7 protein-coding genes and 1 pseudogene are annotated in these 17,232 nt (G+C 54.9%); 7 read left to right on the top strand and 1 reads right to left on the bottom strand.

Annotated features, from left to right (window positions below; genetic code table 11):
- Window positions 1-52: 52 nt before the first annotated feature.
- The 7 genes and pseudogenes from JOF46_RS04390 (at window position 53) to JOF46_RS22680 (ending at window position 14,471) form a co-directional block, all read left to right on the top strand.
- Entirely contained in the window at window positions 53-925 is an 873-nt protein-coding gene (locus tag JOF46_RS04390) for a protein NO VEIN domain-containing protein (RefSeq protein WP_209906203.1), read from the top strand.
- Between the two features lie 656 nt (window positions 926-1,581).
- The gene (locus JOF46_RS04385; protein ID WP_209906202.1) at window positions 1,582-6,297 is read left to right on the top strand and encodes a sacsin N-terminal ATP-binding-like domain-containing protein; all 4,716 of its coding nucleotides are present in this window, start codon (window positions 1,582-1,584) and stop codon (window positions 6,295-6,297) included.
- A complete protein-coding gene (locus JOF46_RS04380; protein ID WP_209906201.1) occupies window positions 6,294-7,814 on the top strand; it encodes a nuclease-related domain-containing DEAD/DEAH box helicase in 1,521 nt (506 codons plus the stop codon). Before JOF46_RS04385 ends, JOF46_RS04380 begins: the two co-directional genes overlap by 4 nt.
- A gap of 170 nt (window positions 7,815-7,984) precedes the next feature.
- Window positions 7,985-11,011 (top strand): helicase-related protein, encoded by a 3,027-nt coding sequence (locus tag JOF46_RS04375; protein WP_209906200.1) that lies wholly within the window; start codon window positions 7,985-7,987, stop codon window positions 11,009-11,011.
- Window positions 10,992-12,800, top strand: a complete 1,809-nt coding sequence (gene drmB, locus JOF46_RS04370) for a DrmB family protein (protein WP_209906199.1) — start codon at window positions 10,992-10,994, stop codon at window positions 12,798-12,800. Before JOF46_RS04375 ends, drmB begins: the two co-directional genes overlap by 20 nt.
- A 141-nt stretch (window positions 12,801-12,941) precedes the next feature.
- Window positions 12,942-13,547, top strand: a pseudogene (locus tag JOF46_RS22820) (DNA cytosine methyltransferase); the annotation flags it as partial.
- 171 nt (window positions 13,548-13,718) lie between these two features.
- On the top strand, window positions 13,719-14,471 hold the full coding sequence (locus tag JOF46_RS22680) for a DNA cytosine methyltransferase (protein WP_342592356.1): 753 nt from the start codon (window positions 13,719-13,721) through the stop codon (window positions 14,469-14,471).
- A gap of 474 nt (window positions 14,472-14,945) precedes the next feature.
- Here JOF46_RS22680 and JOF46_RS04360 read toward each other — a convergent pair whose 3' ends face one another.
- Window positions 14,946-17,033, bottom strand: coding sequence for an ATP-binding protein (locus JOF46_RS04360; protein WP_209906197.1), 2,088 nt, complete (start codon window positions 17,031-17,033; stop codon window positions 14,946-14,948).
- Window positions 17,034-17,232: the final 199 nt, after the last annotated feature.

The raw sequence follows: 17,232 nt of genomic DNA, 5'->3' as shown, positions 1-17,232 counted from the left end.
CTCTGGCTCCTGTATCCTAAAGATCCCTGAGATCAATCTGGGAGACAGTGGAATGCTCATGAACCTTTCGGCGGTTGGCACCGCGTGGTCTGATTCTGAGAACTACGCGACCATTGAGGCCTACTTCTCCTTGTTCATAGCCGACTTGCACGGTGAACCGATCAACAAAGCGGCTACCTACCGCAAACTGGCTGGTCAGTTTGGCCGGGCGCCGAAGGCCTTTGAATTTAAAATGCTCAACATTTCAGCCGTACTAGTCAGGCTCGGCTGGCCGTATCTGCGCGGGTTGATGCCCAAAGCGAACTATCAAGGCTCGCTCGAAATTGCCGTTGCAAAACACATCGTCGATAGATCGCCGACAGATTTCGCGCTATTGGAAAACTCAGAACCTGTAGAATTTCCCGTGAGTCCAGTAGACCTGGTGCTGCGCCCTGTTCCGCAGTTTCTAAACGGTGGACTGCTGGAGTCCGGCAACCCTGAGGTTAATGCGGCCAAACGCGATTATGCGGCTATCGAGGCTGCGAATTCCTCGTTGGGACTTGCCGGAGAACTAGCGGTTGCTGAGAATGAGACCCGGCTATTGTTTCTGGCCGGACACAAGAAACTTGCGAACAAGGTTGAGCATGTTTCGCAGACCCAAGGCGACGGAATCGGTTACGATGTGCTTTCCTTTGACGCCAACGGAAGGGAACGCTGCATCGAAGTCAAAACGTCCAGATACGGCGCAGCAACGCCCTTTTTTGTCACCGATAACGAAGTCAGAGTTTCGGAGCGAAACCCTGAAACATACTGGTTGTATAGACTTTACGATTTCGACGATCAGGCACGGAGCACAAGTAAAAGTAGATCGGCCTATCGGTTACACGGGAACCTACGAACGAAGCTCGACCTCAGACCAATCAGCTACCGCGCTTTGCCAGCTTGACTTGCAGTCTTGAATGGGTTTTCTTGAAAGGGCATCCGCCCCGGATCCGCCCAACACTCCGCCAAGCGATGCGAAATACGTACTGTCGCCTGTCTCGCCATTCGCTCGAAAATTTTTCAGCCAATGACTTGGTTGGAACATTATGAAATGCAGAACAATTTCAAAATTAATTATTCTTAGCTGATATTCATCGGAAGCAGACCGCCTCGATCAGCTTGGTCCTCTACTGCAATCCATGCCTGATCAATGCTAAATTTTGATGATATTCAACTCTGCGACATTGATGTTTTGAATATCGTTTCAACCAATAGACACGAACGCCACGTATCTGGTATTTGGTGGTAGCCACTCATACCATTTACGTCGCTCTTGCCAGACTGCATAGGATGGATCTGTTCCTACGATTTTCCGATAAATCCAGATCGGGTCCGAGGCTGCCTTAGACGGCACCCTCCTACCTCGCGCAACTGAACGCATGTGTATGCGAGTCCTCCAACACACCCATTTTTTAGCGCCCTTCGTCTAAACGAAGTGCAATACTGTCAAGAAAGAGTTTCAGCCACAGAAGAAGAAGACGTATCGGCTTCGCGGTGTGAAATTCAAGGGTCATTCCACGTTTGTCTAAGCAGTAACAGTGCGAAGCTTTGGGGGAACAAATGATTAAATCGGTCGCCGGATGGGTATCTGACGATGCATTGGTGCGGGAGATCAACGAGCAGTTCGCAAGTGCAATCGCCGCCTACGAAGTGAAACCTACTTTGATAGCTGAGCATGCCAACCACGAGGAGTCCATCCGGACTGGTGGATATGCGCAACGCACGCTTCTCGAACTTGCCCAGAACGCAGCCGACGCGATTGCGAGTGCTGAAGACTCGGAGCCAATCGACATAGGAAGAATCGAGATCGTACTCGATCTGGCCTCTCGCACTCTCTACTGTGCAAACTCGGGGAAACCATTCACGAAGGCCGGCCTAGTCACCATCACGCACGCATATTTGAGCGGCAAACGTGGAGATGAAATTGGACGATTCGGTCTCGGGTTCAAGTCTGTTCTGGCGGTGACCGAATCTCCACAAGTGTTTAGCAAGTCCGTCTCATTCGAGTTTAATTCTCCACAGGCTCGCCACGCAATAGCTGGAATTGCGAACACCCAGCGTCTTCCGATCATGCGCACGCCCAATGTCATCGAAGCAGCCCAGGCTATCCCACAGGATCCAATTCTTGCAGAGTTGGCGGTGTGGGCATCGACGATCGTGAAACTGCCAGAAATTTCCAACCTCCAACACCTACGGTCAGAAATCGAGAACTTTAGCTCAGAGTTCTTGCTGTTTGTGGGGGCTGTCCGCAAAGTGAAACTCCGCGTCGTAGGTACTGATCCCTTCGAGACGAGCCATGTTTCACGGGATTTAGGCGACGGGAAACTTAGGATCGAAGGCCCCGATGGCGAAGGTAAAGACTGGATCGTAAGAAGTCGCATGCACGCTCCATCGATTGAATCCCGCAAACTAGTCGGAGAAGCCGTATCGCGTAAGGAAGTCAAGGTCACCGTAGCGGTTCCCGCTGAGGGAAACACCATGAGAATCGGCCAGTTTTGGTCGTATTTCCGGCTGCAGGACACGACATCAGCATCGGCCTTGTTCAACGCCCCATGGAGCGTAAATGACGACCGCACGACCCTACTCAGAAATGAATACAACCGAGAGATACTTCGGTCTCTTGCCGAGATATTCGTTGATCTACTGCCTTTCGTTCGAACGCTGGAAGACCCCGCGGCTCATCTGGACTACATGCCATCACGTGGCCGTGGCCAAGAAAGCCATGGTTTCGGCGACGATATCTTGGCAGCGCATATCTTGCAGCTTGCTGGCGCGGGCGATTACATTCCGGATGCAAACGCAGTGCTTCGCAACGGAGTAGCGCTACGGCCGCTTGACTTGAGTGTCCGCTTCGAGATGCTCGTACACCGCGGGTGGATTCTGTCGCCAAACACCGGAGCCGATGTACCGCATTGGCGCTGCTACTCCACTCCGACACGTACAAGCCGACTGCGCGATCTCCTGCTCGCGGCAATGGAAAAGGGCCTTGAACCGAGCGCTAGAGACACGAGAGTGGCTCTTGAACGAATGCCGAAGAGGGGCCTTCTCACTTGGCTTCGTGAGTGGTCAGACGGAACAGATACAACCTCATCGGCAAACGCGTTCCGCACTGTAACTAAGAACCTTAGCCTTGAGGACATTCGCACGGCCAAGGTTATTCCGACAACGGAAGGAATGCGGGCGCTAGTCGACAAAGACGTTGTGTTCCTTCATCGCGAGACAGGTCTGGAGGTTGACGGAGCTGTCTTCGTGTCTGTCGAGTTCCTCACCGAAGAGGGGATCGAACCACTTCTCCGCTCTATTGGATTCCGTGACCTTGACCCTGAATCAATCCTTAACGCGCGACTCTCAACTCTCCCAAGAGAACCGAGTGATGCCGATCTCACCACGCTCTGGGACGCTGTCTTGTCGGTTGCCACGCCAGTGGCTTCTAGGGCAATCCTTTCATCCTCGGCGTCTGTCAAGGTACCAACGCGTGACGGCGGTTGGGCCTGGCCACAGCAGGTACTTGACATCGACGTTGTACTGCCTGCAGAGGCCGCTTCGAAGCTCCTCGACCGTCATCGCTGTGTGCCTGATGTCGCATACAAATTGGGTGTGGTGCGGGAGCCCGTGAAGAACTTTGCGCTCGAGGACGAATCAGAATTCGCATCGTTTATACAAGCGACGTTGAGCCTGCTCAATGGTCAAATTGGTCTTGATGAGCGGCCGATCAAGTCTTTCGATTTAAGCACCGCTGAAGGCCCCGGCCCATTCTCAGTTCTCTTCATGCTCCGTGATGCTAATGCATCACCGCAAGTTCGCGAGAAGTGGACGGTATCCCTGCTTTCAATCGGCGAAGAGAAAATGGTTGTGGAGGAAACGGACACGGGGCGCACCTTCGCGGTCATGTCTCCTGCGAGGTGGGCAACTGAGCAAGTGGGGGTATTGAATACCAGCCGTGGCTACCGTCGCGTAAGCGAAGTCGTGGCGCCATCGCTGGTTCGATTCGATGGTTTGCTGCCGCTATATAAGGGACCACACCAAGCGCTGAATGCACTGGATCTCCCGGACGAACTCGATAAGGTTCCCGCTCGCGTCCTCCGTGAAATGCTCGAGGGAGATATCTTCCCGCGGGTAGACGATGATGACACGCTGGTGGAGTTTGTGCTCACAGCGAGCAAAATTGGGCTCTCCGGAGAAAAGCCGGTGACGATACCAGCGCGAGTCAAACAAGCGATTGAAGCGCACGAGCCTTCTTCTGTCTACCTCGCAACGACCGACGAACAGGAAGATTTCCTTCGCACCCGCCAGCGCCCATATCTGCGCGTCGCCCCGGAGCAAGTCGTAGATATGGTCGAAGTGGTTGGTTGTTGCCGGTTTGAAGATAGCTTTTCGTTCTCCATGGTCATCGAGGGGAACCAAGACTCCCAGCGAATTCTTGATATCTACACTGGGCTACGTAACGCGTTCGGTATACGGCTGGGGTCCTCCAAGGTCATCCGAGCACTCCAGATTGCCAAGCGAGTCACGACCGAAGAGGGTGTTGAAGACCAACCCATGGACTGGTACCTCGACGGCTCTGAGTTAGTGGTCAGGAGCGACGCTGATGAGGTGCGGATCCTCAGATTTGTGAATGAAGCATTCGGCCTTCGTCTCGATAATTCAGAGCTCTCCGCCGTACTCAAGGCTGGGCTCGACCATCGATTAGAGCTACTTCGTCAGGAGGCGCACTCGATCGATTCGGATGCTGATCGCTTGGACCTTTACATTGGGCCCGACGATCTGCGGGATGCGCTGCCGACCGGCCTTTGGACTGCACTTGAGGCACAAGGCATCGTCGATGACCATACCTCTGTCGCGGAGCTGTTCCTTACCGTCTACGGCTCCGACACACTCATTATCCTTGCGGATCGTTTTCGAGAGGAGGGGTTCTCCGATGTCCCTGCGGCTTGGGCCGGATTACCAGCAGCGATTTCCTGGGTGCGCAAGATGGGCTTCGGCACCGAGTTCGCTGGCCAGCGAACTGAAAGACGCTTGCAGGAGTTTGTAGTCCCCGGCGCTGTTCGCCTCAACAAGTTGCATAGCTACCAGAAAAAAATTGGCGAAGACTTGCGGACTGTTCTGACACAGCCATCCGAAGAAGGCGCTGCTCAGAAGGGCATGGTCGAATTGCCCACGGGAGCGGGCAAGACGCGTGTAGCGACTGAGACAGTGCTAAGGCTGTTCGTCGACGAAGTCTTGTCAGGCACGATCCTGTGGATCGCCCAGTCTGCGGAACTATGTGAACAGGCAGTGCAAACCTTTGAGTCAGTCTGGCGGTACCTTGGCGATGAGCGTCCGCTGACTATCGGTCGTCTATGGGACACCAATATTGTCCACAAACCTGACACCGGGCTTTCAGTTATGGTTGCAACCGACGCCAAGATTGAAGCGGTCATGGGCCGACCCGAATATGAGTGGTTGAGCCGGCCGACCGCTGTCTTTATCGATGAAGCACACCGGGCGGGCGGATCGACACGCTACACCGCGATCTTGCGATGGCTTAAGGTCGACGGGCATAACTGGGAACGTCCGCTAGTAGGTCTTTCAGCAACCCCGTTCAAGGGCCGAGCGGGCGACCATAGCGGTACCAAAGAACTGGTCTCGCGGTTTGGAACAAATCGGCTCACGGCATTTGAATCCGACTCTTACCGGCAACTAGTCAATCTAGGCGTTCTCGCGAGTGTCCGGCATGAGGTGCTTCCGTCAGGCGTCGATGTTGAGCTCAAAGATGCGGAACGCAGCTCTATTCAGTCCAGTCGTCTAATCGACCGTAACGTATATGAACGCATCGGTCGCAACGAACAGCGTATGCGGATTCTGGTGGAACACATCCTGAGTCAGGATCCGGAGTGGCCGATCCTAGTTTTCACACCAAGTGTGTTGTCTGCTCAGGTACTCGCCGCGTCATTGCGATATCGCGGAGTGAAAGCAGCTTCCCTAAGTGGCCAGACCGGGCGTCAGGAACGGCGGAACGTAATCAAACAGTTCCAGGACGGAGAGATCAAAGTGCTCGCCAACTGCGACTTGTTGGTACAGGGATTTGATGCGCCGGGTGTTCGCGCCTTGTATATTGCACGCCCCACCTTCAGCCCCGGCGCGTATATCCAGATGGCCGGTAGAGGACTGCGCGGTCCGGAAAATGGTGGCAAAGAAGAGTGCCTCATTGTTGATGTCTCTGACAATTGGGGGGCCATGAATGATTTCCTCGGGTACCACGAATATACAGACCTCTGGAAGGAGCACCTCGGATGATACTGGTTCCGACGTTGGCAGACATCGAGCAACAGGCAGTGAGCCCGGGCGAAAGGGCATTCGCCCGACTCCTACGCGATGTAGATACCGACCCTGACGCCGTTGCTTTCTATTCGGTTGATCTTCGGTCGCACTCATACAAGCAGCAGGCCGAGGCAGACTTCGTTATCCTGTGGCGCGGGATCGTGATTGTAGTGGAGGTCAAAGGCGGGGGCGTGCGCAAGCACCTTGGGGTTTGGTACACAGTTGACCGGCGCGGGGACTGGCATAAGCTCGCAACATCGCCCATGGAGCAAGCGCGCTCTGCGGCATACGCGCTTAAGGACATTCTCAAGGAGCAGGGGATCGGGTGGTTCGCCCACGAGGCTGTCGTGGTTACTCCCGACATTGTTGCGCCCCCAGAAGCAGTCGGTTGGCTCCCTACGCACTGGCTCGCCCGTGACGACATGACATCCACCAGTATCGCGACGGTCCTTGACGCAGTCGCGAGCGAGGCGCAAAAAGCTCCAAGCAAGCAGAAGCTTGCTCGGATGGACGACTTGAGGGTCCGACTGTTCGGCGAGTTTACGCGCATGCCTGTTATCGATGCGCAACGAGGAGCCGTGATTGAGGAACAGAACCGCGCAACGGCTGGTCAGGCACGTGTTTTAGCCGCGCTAGCGCGGAACCAGCGTGTTCTGGTCTACGGTGGCGCGGGCACCGGAAAGTCGTTGGTGTTGGTTGAGGCTGCCAAGCAAGAGGCGGAACAGGGGCGTTCTGTCCTGGTCACGTTCAAGTCCCCCGCTCTTGCAGGGTATTTCGCCCCGCATTTGGAGAGTTTGCCCGTGGATGTGGTTCCGTTCGATGACCTCTGTACGGCGGGGCAATACGACGTGGTGTTGGTCGATGAAGCGCAGGACATGATGACTGCTGATGCCATGGACCGAATTGACTCGGTACTAGTTGGAGGGCGAACGGGCGGGCGTTGGCGTATGTTCCTCGACCCGAACAACCAGGCTCACGTTGACGGTCACTACGACGAGGATGTAGCCGCGCTAGTTGCAGAAGAAGGCATCGCCGTCGACCTTGATCTTAACGTGCGGAATACGCGAGCGATCGTGCACATCGTCCAGGAATATCTCGGTGCTGATGTTGGCGATCCTGGAATCGTGCATGGCGAAAAAGTCCACTGGCACACGACATCCAGTCGGGTAACTGGAGCTGACGGAGAAGACGTCGCCAGACAGCTAGTCGGTGGAGGTGTCTCCCCGGACGGCATCTGGATCATCGACCCGGCTTCTGACAGGCCCCCAACGAAAAGCGTTGATGGTTTCGTCTTCACCAGCCCAAGGTTCGCCAAAGGGCTTGAGGCTGAGCACGTCGTCGTATGCGGCCTACCCAATTCGCTCGACAGCGCTGGCGCTGCAGCCTTCTATGTCGCTGTTACTCGAGCACGAGTCTCGCTTCATATTTTGGTGTCCAAAGATGACAGGCGACGTCTCCAGAAACTCATACAGCAAAAGATGGCGGCCAGATGACCCTCACCCAAGTACAAAGTCGGGTCCTCGAGCATCTTCGATCGGCGTACGTTGGGCCAGACGGAGGAGACGACGAGGTCCTCGAGAATCTGCCAAATTTGCAGTACGCCGTCGGTATGCTCTTTCCACGTGACGTCTCCATGCCAGTCACGGACGACGGAGTTGTTTCCATGGACGCCAACGAAGTCGATGTCGACGCGGCAGTTGCTTCGAACGGGGAAGTGGAGGAGGTAAGTGCCGGAATTCCCATTGCAGAGGACTGGAAGCCTTCGTCGGTGGCGATTTCTTTTGTCACCGACAGCTCCACCATCCGGTGTGACCTCACAGGCGCGACATATGTTGTAGTGGGTGGAGATGGTCCCCCGCGTTGGAGACGAGTTCCATTTCATTTCGAGGGTCTCGAACTCTCTCGGGAGGAGCCACACAGCCAGGCTGTAGCAGGTGATATTCCGATTCAAATCGGATCGCGGTGGAGGGTGCTCGGTGACGCGTACCTCGTGACTGTCCATGTGCGTGTTCTAGCGACTTCGGCCGGCGACGTCCGCCTCGATGCGATCAACATGCTGTACCAGGTAGCCCTCTCAGTCACTCCTCAGGAAAACGGATCGTTTCTGGAGTATGACACGACCAAAGCATTCGATCTCGACGAAGAGTCGGCTGAGCTACGCTTACGATACCGAAACCGTCAGGTATACGCCGTTGGCCACGGCATGGCTGCTGACTGGGATCTTACCGATGTTGGACGTTGCGCCCAGGTGCGACTAGACCCAGTTCCGTCTTTCGTGATCCCTGCCGTCGAGACAACATCCTTCGAGGAGCCGTCCGTTGAAGCGCGGGCCCTAATGCTGAGCCACCTCGAGCGTCTAGATTCGTCACCAGACGAAGTTCTCGCTTCTATGGACGCTTTTGTCGAAGCATTTGGGGGCTGGGTAACAACTGAATCAGCTCGGGTGAGTTCGTTCGGTTCTGATGTTTCAATTGCCGGGCGGATAGTCGCGCGATCAGAGGTGGCCCTCAGCCGGATGCGCGAGAGCACTGCCCTCTTACGGCAACCCGAGCAGTCCAAGCTCCGTTCCGCATTCGCCTTAGCCATGTCTGCGATGCGGCTTCAAATGCACCAAACGGTGGCAAGCCGGGGTGACGATCCGCCTGAGCCTCGTTGGAGGCCGTTCCAGCTCGGGTTCTTGCTCGTTTCTCTAACGTCCGTTGTCGACGAAACCCATGCTGAGCGTGAACTCGTCGATCTAATCTGGTTCCCGACCGGTGGCGGGAAGACCGAGGCCTACCTCGCACTCGCCGCGATAGAGATCTTCCGTCGCAGAATCGTCGATGGGCCAGCGGGTGGAGGAACTGCGGTCTTAACTCGGTACACCCTTCGTTTGTTAACTGCCCAACAGTTCCAGCGTGCAGCTTCACTCGTCTGCGCAATGGAGATGCTCCGACGTCCAGATCGGATCGGTGACGCGCGCACCAAGGGGATGGCGCCCTTCACGATCGGTCTTTGGGTCGGAAACGAGGTCACGCCAGGAACGCGACGTGATGCGAAGGCCGCACTGGAACGACTCCACAAAGCAGCGCGTCCTGAGGAAGCCAACCAGTTCCAGATCGAGAGTTGCCCTTGGTGTGGCACGGAACTGTTACCTCGGATGCGATCTTCAAAGTTGAGTGAGTATGGCGTTAGGCTTGTCGGCCACGACGTCGTCATCCACTGCACCAGTAATTCTTGCGAGTTTCGCGATGAACTACCGGTCGCCGTCGTGGATGAAGAACTCTACGAAAACCCGCCAACGATCTTGCTAGCGACCGTTGATAAGTTCGCCCGCTTGCAATTCCGCCCCGAAGCGGGACGGTTGTTGGGCCTAAACACTGCGTTTAGCCAGCCCTCGATGATTATTCAAGACGAACTGCATCTGCTTTCGGGGCCGTTGGGAACAACAGTTGCAGTCTTCGACACGGTCATTCAAATGTTGCTCGCAGCAGGTGGGCAAACACCCAAGATTATTGCGTCCACTGCGACAATCAGAGCTTCGCACGAGCAGGTGCAGGGGCTGTACGGCCGCGACGTTGCACTCTACCCGCCTTCTGGTCTCGATGACGACCGCACGTTTTTCTCCCGGCCAGTGAGCAGCGGCGAGGGACGCTTGTACCTCGGCCTGATGCCACAAGCACTGTCGCAGATGTCTGCGACAGTATCTGCAGCATCACCACTTCTTGAGATCCCCTTCGTGCTTGAGCAAGACCCCGACTCTGTGACAGCACGTGATGCATACTGGACGTCAGTCATGTACCACAACAGCTTGCGCGAGCTCGGGCGTACCGGAACGCTTGTTGTTGACGACGTCAACGGCCGGCTCGAACCTCGTGCTGACCGGCTAGGATACAAACTCCGCACCGTCAGAGCTGAAAAAGTGCTTGAGTTGACCAGCCGTCGCGGGCCGGAGGAGTTGCCTAAGGTTCTACGCGAACTCAGGCACAGTGCGGATGATTCCGACCAAGCGGTCGACATCGTGCTCTCATCAAACATGCTCTCCGTGGGTATCGATATCCCACGCCTTGCTCTGATGTTAATGGTCGGACAGCCCAAGACCACCTCGGAGTATATCCAGGCTACTAGCCGTGTCGGACGTGGCAAGATCCCAGGAATAGTCACAACATTGTTCCGCTCCAACCGAGCGCGAGATCGATCCCACTTCGAGACATTCCGAGGGTTTCATGAGGCGCTTTATCGCAGCGTCGAACCAACAAGCGTGACCCCGTGGTCTCTGGCCTCACGCGAGCGTTCACTCTCGGGCGCCCTCATCATTCTTGCGCGACACCTGGTATCCGATCTCTCCGATAATGAGGCTGCTGTTCGATTTGACCTGAACAATGTTGCACAGAGTGAGTCCATCAACGAACTCGTCGAACGCTTCGTTGGGCTTGTGCAGCGCGCCGAACCAATCGAGTCTAGCGATACACAGGAAAGAATGCGAGCACTTCTAACCGACTGGGACCGACGTGCCCGGAACTCCCGAGAGTCAGGTGAGCGTCTACTGTACGACCGTCACGACAAGGATGATGTTGCCTTGCTCAAGCGTTTTGGGCAGTCAGGTGAGGGGTGGCTCGTCGCCGACTCAATGCGATCAGTCGAACCCAACGTTGCTGTGGAAGTACGCGAACCTTTCGAGGAGGGGTCCAGTGGAACGGATCAAGCATGACCTGAGGTTATCCGAGACGGTCTCGCCTTTCGGCGTCGGCGCAATCGTCGATATACGAGGTGAATCCCTGATTGCTCCCGACACGTCGTGGTGGGACAAAAAGTTTTCACCAGAGATCCACTGCGAACGCCTCGTGGAGCGGATCGGTCAGAGTGTCCTGCGTGAGGCCCCTACCCACTCAGGCCGCACAGGCAAGGACACGCTCGGCCTGCTCTACTGGCGTTTCCCTGCCTGGAGATTCTGTGAGCGGTGCTCAAAACTATCAGCACAGACAGGCCGGAAAAAAGGTAAGTGGACGAACACGTGCTTCTGCGGTGGATCGCTCGTTCCCATGCGCTATGTCGCGGTATGTGAGAAGGGCAGCCACCTCCAAGACATCCCTTGGTTCATGTGGGCCCATCGCGGCCGTGATGCCGGTGCCACTGAGTCCGTGCGCTTCTGCCGCTCATATAAGGAGCTTCGATTTGTCAGATCAGCAAAGCACGGTGAGGGACTTAAATCTTTGCGTGTGGAATGCGGGGGTTGCAAGCGGTCACGCCCTCTTTCCGATCTTGTAACAAAGGGAGCACTCGGTCGTGATGGTATCCGATGCAAGGGCGTTCAACCATGGCAGGAACCGGAATCCGGTAGTGCATGCGAGCACACGCTGATAGCAACACAGCGTGGTGCAACTGGAAACTACATTGCAGAACGGATCTCGGCGCTTGATATTCCCGAGGAACTCCCACGCTCGGCCGAGGCCGCCGATGCCATTCGTGGCCATATGTTTTTCGAGAAAGTCGTCGCTGACAACGGTGGTCCGCAGGCTCATTTAGTCGCCGGATGGATCGCTGACGAACTCGGCGTGACTCCTGAAGAGGTACTCAATGTTGCCTCTGGTGTAGATGAACCGTCCGACGCTGCCTTACTCGATCTCAAAGATGGCGAATGGGCGGCCTTCCTCAAGAAACTGACAAGAACAGGCCGTGACCAAAGTTACGGAGACTTTGTCGTTGATAGTTGGCGCGTCAGTGACCAGCAAGGTGTTCCTCCAGCCTTGTCAGCCCGTCTGACAAGCATTGGGCAAGTCCGAAGGGTACGTGAGGTTCGTGCCCTCACAGGCTTTCGACGCCACACAGCCGAAGCAGACCTGATCAGCGCCGACTTATCAATTGATGGGAAACGAAGGCCGGTATTCCCTGCAATCGAGGTATACGGGGAAGGGATTTTTCTGCGCTTCGATGAGCAGTTCCTAACCGAGTGGGAGAAAAGGCCAGAGGTTAAGGCCCGGGCCGGCATCCTCATAGAACGGCGCAATAGAACCCAATGGGCGCAGCGATTGGACGTTCCCGAGCCTCGCTATGTGGCCCTGCACACGATCGCGCACCTCTTGATTCGTCGTCTTGCATTCGCCAGTGGATACTCCTCGGCGTCTCTTCAAGAGCGAATCTACGCGCAGTCCGATCGGCCGGACCGCACGGCAGGCATCTTGATTTATACGGCAGCCGGTGATGCACAGGGCACGCTCGGAGGACTCGTCAGACTCGGCGATCCGGATAAGTTAGTGCCAATTTTACTGGCGGCCCTGGACGATGCCGATGTCTGCTCGAACGATCCAGTCTGTATCGAGAGTGACCGGCAAGGGGCAACTAGCCTTAACCTTTCTGCATGCCACGGGTGCTCCCTCATCAGCGAGACATCATGTGAAACAGCAAATCGCCTTCTCGACAGACAGCTCGTGCTTGGTGGGAGCAGCGTCCCCGGGCTGCTAGATGGTGTACTGGAGGAAGTCCGGTCTACGGACAGATGACTAGAGTTACCAACTGCCGCCCCTGGCAAGAACCATAGGGTTCAAAAAGAGAAATAGTACCTTTCCGCGTCCGCACGGAGTTAGAGCTCGAGCACAGACGTGCGCCCCGGGTTGATCGTGCTGCCGGGATAGACTAGGGCAATGAAATCAGTGGATACAGTCGAGGCTCCGATTACGGTTCTCGATCTATTCTCTGGCTGCGGTGGTCTAACTGAAGGGTTTCATCAGTACCGGCCCGATGGCACTACAGCCCCAGTATTCCGAAGCTTGGGTGCGGTTGAATGGGAGCCATCGGCTGCCGCTTCATATGCCATGAACTTCGGAGCTGAGTCGAATCGTGCCCACCGCTTTGACCCACCAGAGATTTTCTGTGGGGACATAGTTGGTTGGGAACCAAAATGGGAACCCGACGAAGTCGACGTTGTCGTCGGTGGCCCTCCGTGCCAGGGGTTTTCGGGCCTTAACCGCAATAAGGTCCGCGTTGAGCGCAACAAACTTTGGCAAGAGTTCATTCGGGTCGTAACTGTCCTGCAACCTAAAGTTTTCGTTATCGAAAACGTCGATCGATTCGTCCGTTCGGTCGAGTTTGATGACCTCCAGGAGCGAATTGGGACGGGGGACCTCATGAACTATCGACTCGTCGAAGCGCCGGGAGCAACCCCTGAAGACACTGAACAAGAACGTGCTAGACGCTACCTTCTGAATGCAGCCGATTATGGCGCGCTTCAGGCTCGGCGACGGGCTATCGTCATTGGAATCCGCACCAACGTTGATCTCTCCGATGACCGCATGCAGTACCCGGTCCCTAGTCACTCTCGAGGGGTTCGGTCTAGGAGTGAAGAGCGCGATGGTCATGAGGCTTTGCCCAGTCAACTCCCTTGGCGGACGGTTGACGACCTGTTTGAAGAAACATCAACAATGCAACTTGAAAAGACTGACTTTCCACAGGGGCGATTGACGACTGTCCGTGGAATTTCTGGGGAGGTTACGGGACCATTCGTAACTACCGAGCTACATATCGGTAGACGTCCCGAAGCGATCTCACTGGCCCGTTACCGAGCGATTCCCGCAAACGGAAATCGCAACAACCTGCGTGGTCGATATCTATGCAGTTTCAGTGATGGTTCAGAATTTATTATAGAAAAGGTAGGGAAGCCGAGGAATGCCCAAGGCGAACTCGATCCTCTCGGTACCTACAGGCTTGTGGTCGATAGCATTACCACTTCAAGCAGCTTCTGCGTCCTCTCGTATGAATCGGGCAGCGATACCGATGCCGTTTCACCCGGAGGGAGGAAGAAAGAGACGTTTCGAGTACAGATCAAAGACGACGCTTCTACCCGCCGCGCAACTATTGAATACTTGTCGACCAAGTCATGGGACAACCATGATTCTGGCGCAGGAGATGTTATGGGACGCGTGCGAGCTGGAGCACCGTCGGTCACAGTTCGGACCGAGTTCTTCAAACCAGAAAAGGGCCGATACCTGCACCCCACTGAAAACCGGCCAATAACACACTACGAAGCAGCCAAGCTCCAAGGATTCCCCGACAACTTTCGATGGTGCGGCTCAAAGACTGATATCGCCAAACAGATTGGAAATGCAGTTCCTGTACCGCTCGGATTAAAGATCGCGGAGTCGATCCATGCCTATCTGCGGCCGAACACCGTCTAGACGACGTTTCTTCTCGCCTTCTGGTACTTCGAGATCCGGGTATCTTACTAATGAGCGGATGCCCTGCAGCCGGGTGCATGTCTCCAGGTTCAAGAGCAAAAGGTCTGGCATGGCCAGGCAGTTGACGCCAACGCAAAGACCTGGATCCGTACCGTGGAGGGCACTGATGAGGAAGGGGCAGTGACGATTCACCATTCCGGTGCGTGTGCGATGGAACCCGTGTAAAGCCGAGGCTTCTGATAGCAGGTCTGGAATGTTCTGGTGTGGGGCAGGTGCCACCTGGCCCACCGCCGCTACCCGATCGCCCCACACCTGCTACCGGAAGTCTCGTCTAAACCACCCGGGGTTCCGGCCAACGATACGGCCATCTCAATATGCCCCCGATAGCCGGCAAACCGCCGATTCCGGGAAAAGAGGGAATCAACGGCATGCTGGCTGGCACCCTACGAAAGATTTCGGGCGAACAAATCTACTTCACGATGTGCCCAATGAAGCATCCGAAATAGTCTCATTAGACGTATCTGAGATACCAACAATGCTTGTTTCTTGATTCAGGGAATCGTACAGTGATTCCAATGCTGGCTCGAGAAACTCGATGTCGCTGGGCCCTACACCCGAACGACGTTCTTCAGGAGTCCGCCGGGTTGAAGTAGAGAGGACTTGCCGAGTCTGCGAGACTTCTTTTTTCTTTCGGTCGAACGAGTCTTCATCTATATCGCTGTTCAATACTGCGGCGTAGTGTTGATAATGGCTAGAAGTTCTTTTTTGGACTGTTGACCAGGTAAGTAACTCCATATCAGCCCTTTCGTTCCACCGGTCTATGATTCGCTCAGATACGGCATATCGATCTGCCGTAATAAAAACGCCTCGAATTTTCTCTCGTGCACCTTCAAGTTTATAAACGTATTTTTCAAGCTGCATCAGGTCCTCCATATTGACAGCATGACCGGCCCTCTTGATCTCGATGATTATCGTTTCACCATTGCCTTCGAGAGCCAGAAAATCGTATCGTGACCTATCTGCCTCTGGAACAAATTCTGCGTTCCATTCTTTCAATTGATTGGTGATTGTTTTTTCTTCAGACAAAACCTGCCAGTCTGGATTAATTAACCAAGGGTACCGCGCCAAAAGATCATGCATATTGTCGTCGCTCTTGCTTGATGCGGTTTCTGGGCTATCTTTTATAATCATATCGAAGAATTTGTCGACGATTCCGAGACGGCCCTTGATCACTTCAAGCACTGCGCGGCTCTCCAGAACACGCCATCCACTGAGATATCCGATAGCTTCTGTCAGACTCGCAGGATCTTCACTAACCTTTTCCAGTTCCTCAATGTAGTCATGGAACTGGCGATATTCAAAGGCTCGAACAATGGTCCCGGCAAGTTCTCTGACTCGCTCTGGATTCGCGTCAGTTCTACCCAGTGTCATAATGAACTTATTCGCTTGCTTTCGTGACGTCGGATCCAATCTTGCGAGCCTACCTGCCAAATCAGGATCCGATTCAGCCGTCGCGACCGCTTGCCGTTCGCCATCTTCCAAACGTTCTCTTAATAGTTTTCGGGTCTGAGCCTGCCCCCACTTCATTAACGACTCAGTAGCCTCAGAATCCCAGTCGAGGTCTTGCCGATCGGTCGAAACCAGGTCCGATTCGTCATCAGTACCATTGTCCAGATAATCAGCTTCGATAACACCGGTCAGATACTTCGTTCCGTGCTGTCCACTTGCGGTGGCTTCAACGTTAAAAAAGAATGCTGGTGCTTGCGCCGTTTTTCCATTTACCAGAATGGTAAACCCTTGCATCTCTGCTGAGAGGACTTTGTCACTGAATCCTGCCCACCAAGTGACACTGTTGCCACATTCGAGAGTTGCGGTGTCCTCGCCCACAGCAGGATCCCTTTTAGTAAACGTAACTTCGAAAGGTTGCAGCGGTTCCTCGTTGATAAAGATCTTCATTTCACCAAGGACTGTTCGACTGAATCGCCGACTTAACGATTGATGCAGGCCGGCTATATCTGGTGGTGTTTTGTGTTTCAGCGTGGACAGGGTGATAGTAGTTCCTGTGGTGGAAGCATCCTCATCCAGAAGCGTTACAGTTCCTGGAAGCTCGAGCCTTTTCGTTTTGCCACCACGTTCCGTCAAATCAGCGCCGTTGAGCGCTAAGCTCGTGGCCGCATTCTGTGTTGCGGTGAGTACATCCATGCGGGTCCCGAGCCCGAACCCAGCTAGTTTCCCTACGCCTTTTCTACCCATCGGACGACGGCTACCTGGAGGCTCTTGGCCGGCAGATCGACGATTTCGTCCGATAACCAGGTAGTTGTCTTGGACTTCGTCAGGGGACATGCCCTGGCCATCATCTTTAACGATCACTTTAGACGAGGCTTGGTTGTAGTCAGATTTAAGTGGTATTGAAAGATGCACGTTTTGAGCACCGGCGTCCCAAGCATTTGCCACCAACTCGGCGATGGCGACATCTCTCCTCTTGTACATTTGAGTTCCCAAATGTTCGAGAGTGCGGCCGAGTACAGTGATCGAGAAATCGCGGTTCTCAATGGTTGTCATGTTGTTTACCTTTCAAGAGCTTTCATCATTAAGAACCCTCACGATGCATTCGGTTGCGACGTCGACGGCTGCTGCAACGAAGGTCAAAACCTGGGCTGCATTTACTTTGGCCAACAGTGTGCCACCGAACTGTTCGAAGGAGGGTCTCACTCGGCATCGACGGATCCGTTTCAATGTCGAACTCCAGCTGCACCTCAAT

The sequence above is a fragment of the Paeniglutamicibacter psychrophenolicus genome (assembly GCF_017876575.1).
Lineage (GTDB): Bacteria > Actinomycetota > Actinomycetes > Actinomycetales > Micrococcaceae > Paeniglutamicibacter > Paeniglutamicibacter psychrophenolicus.
Note: the sequence above shows the minus strand (reverse complement) of the source record. Positions and strands in the feature narration are given on the sequence as shown.

Excerpts from the sequence above, each read along its gene's own strand:
- JOF46_RS04385 (WP_209906202.1), top strand. The coding sequence starts at position 1,582 with ATGATTAAATCGGTCGCCGGATGGGTATCTGACGATGCATTGGTGCGG.
- JOF46_RS04375 (WP_209906200.1), top strand. The coding sequence starts at position 7,985 with ATGGACGCCAACGAAGTCGATGTCGACGCGGCAGTTGCTTCGAACGGG.
- JOF46_RS04380 (WP_209906201.1), top strand. The coding sequence starts at position 6,294 with ATGATACTGGTTCCGACGTTGGCAGACATCGAGCAACAGGCAGTGAGC.
- JOF46_RS22680 (WP_342592356.1), top strand. The coding sequence starts at position 13,719 with ATGCAACTTGAAAAGACTGACTTTCCACAGGGGCGATTGACGACTGTC.
- JOF46_RS04360 (WP_209906197.1), bottom strand. The coding sequence starts at position 17,033 with ATGACAACCATTGAGAACCGCGATTTCTCGATCACTGTACTCGGCCGC.
- JOF46_RS04390 (WP_209906203.1), top strand. The coding sequence starts at position 53 with ATGCTCATGAACCTTTCGGCGGTTGGCACCGCGTGGTCTGATTCTGAG.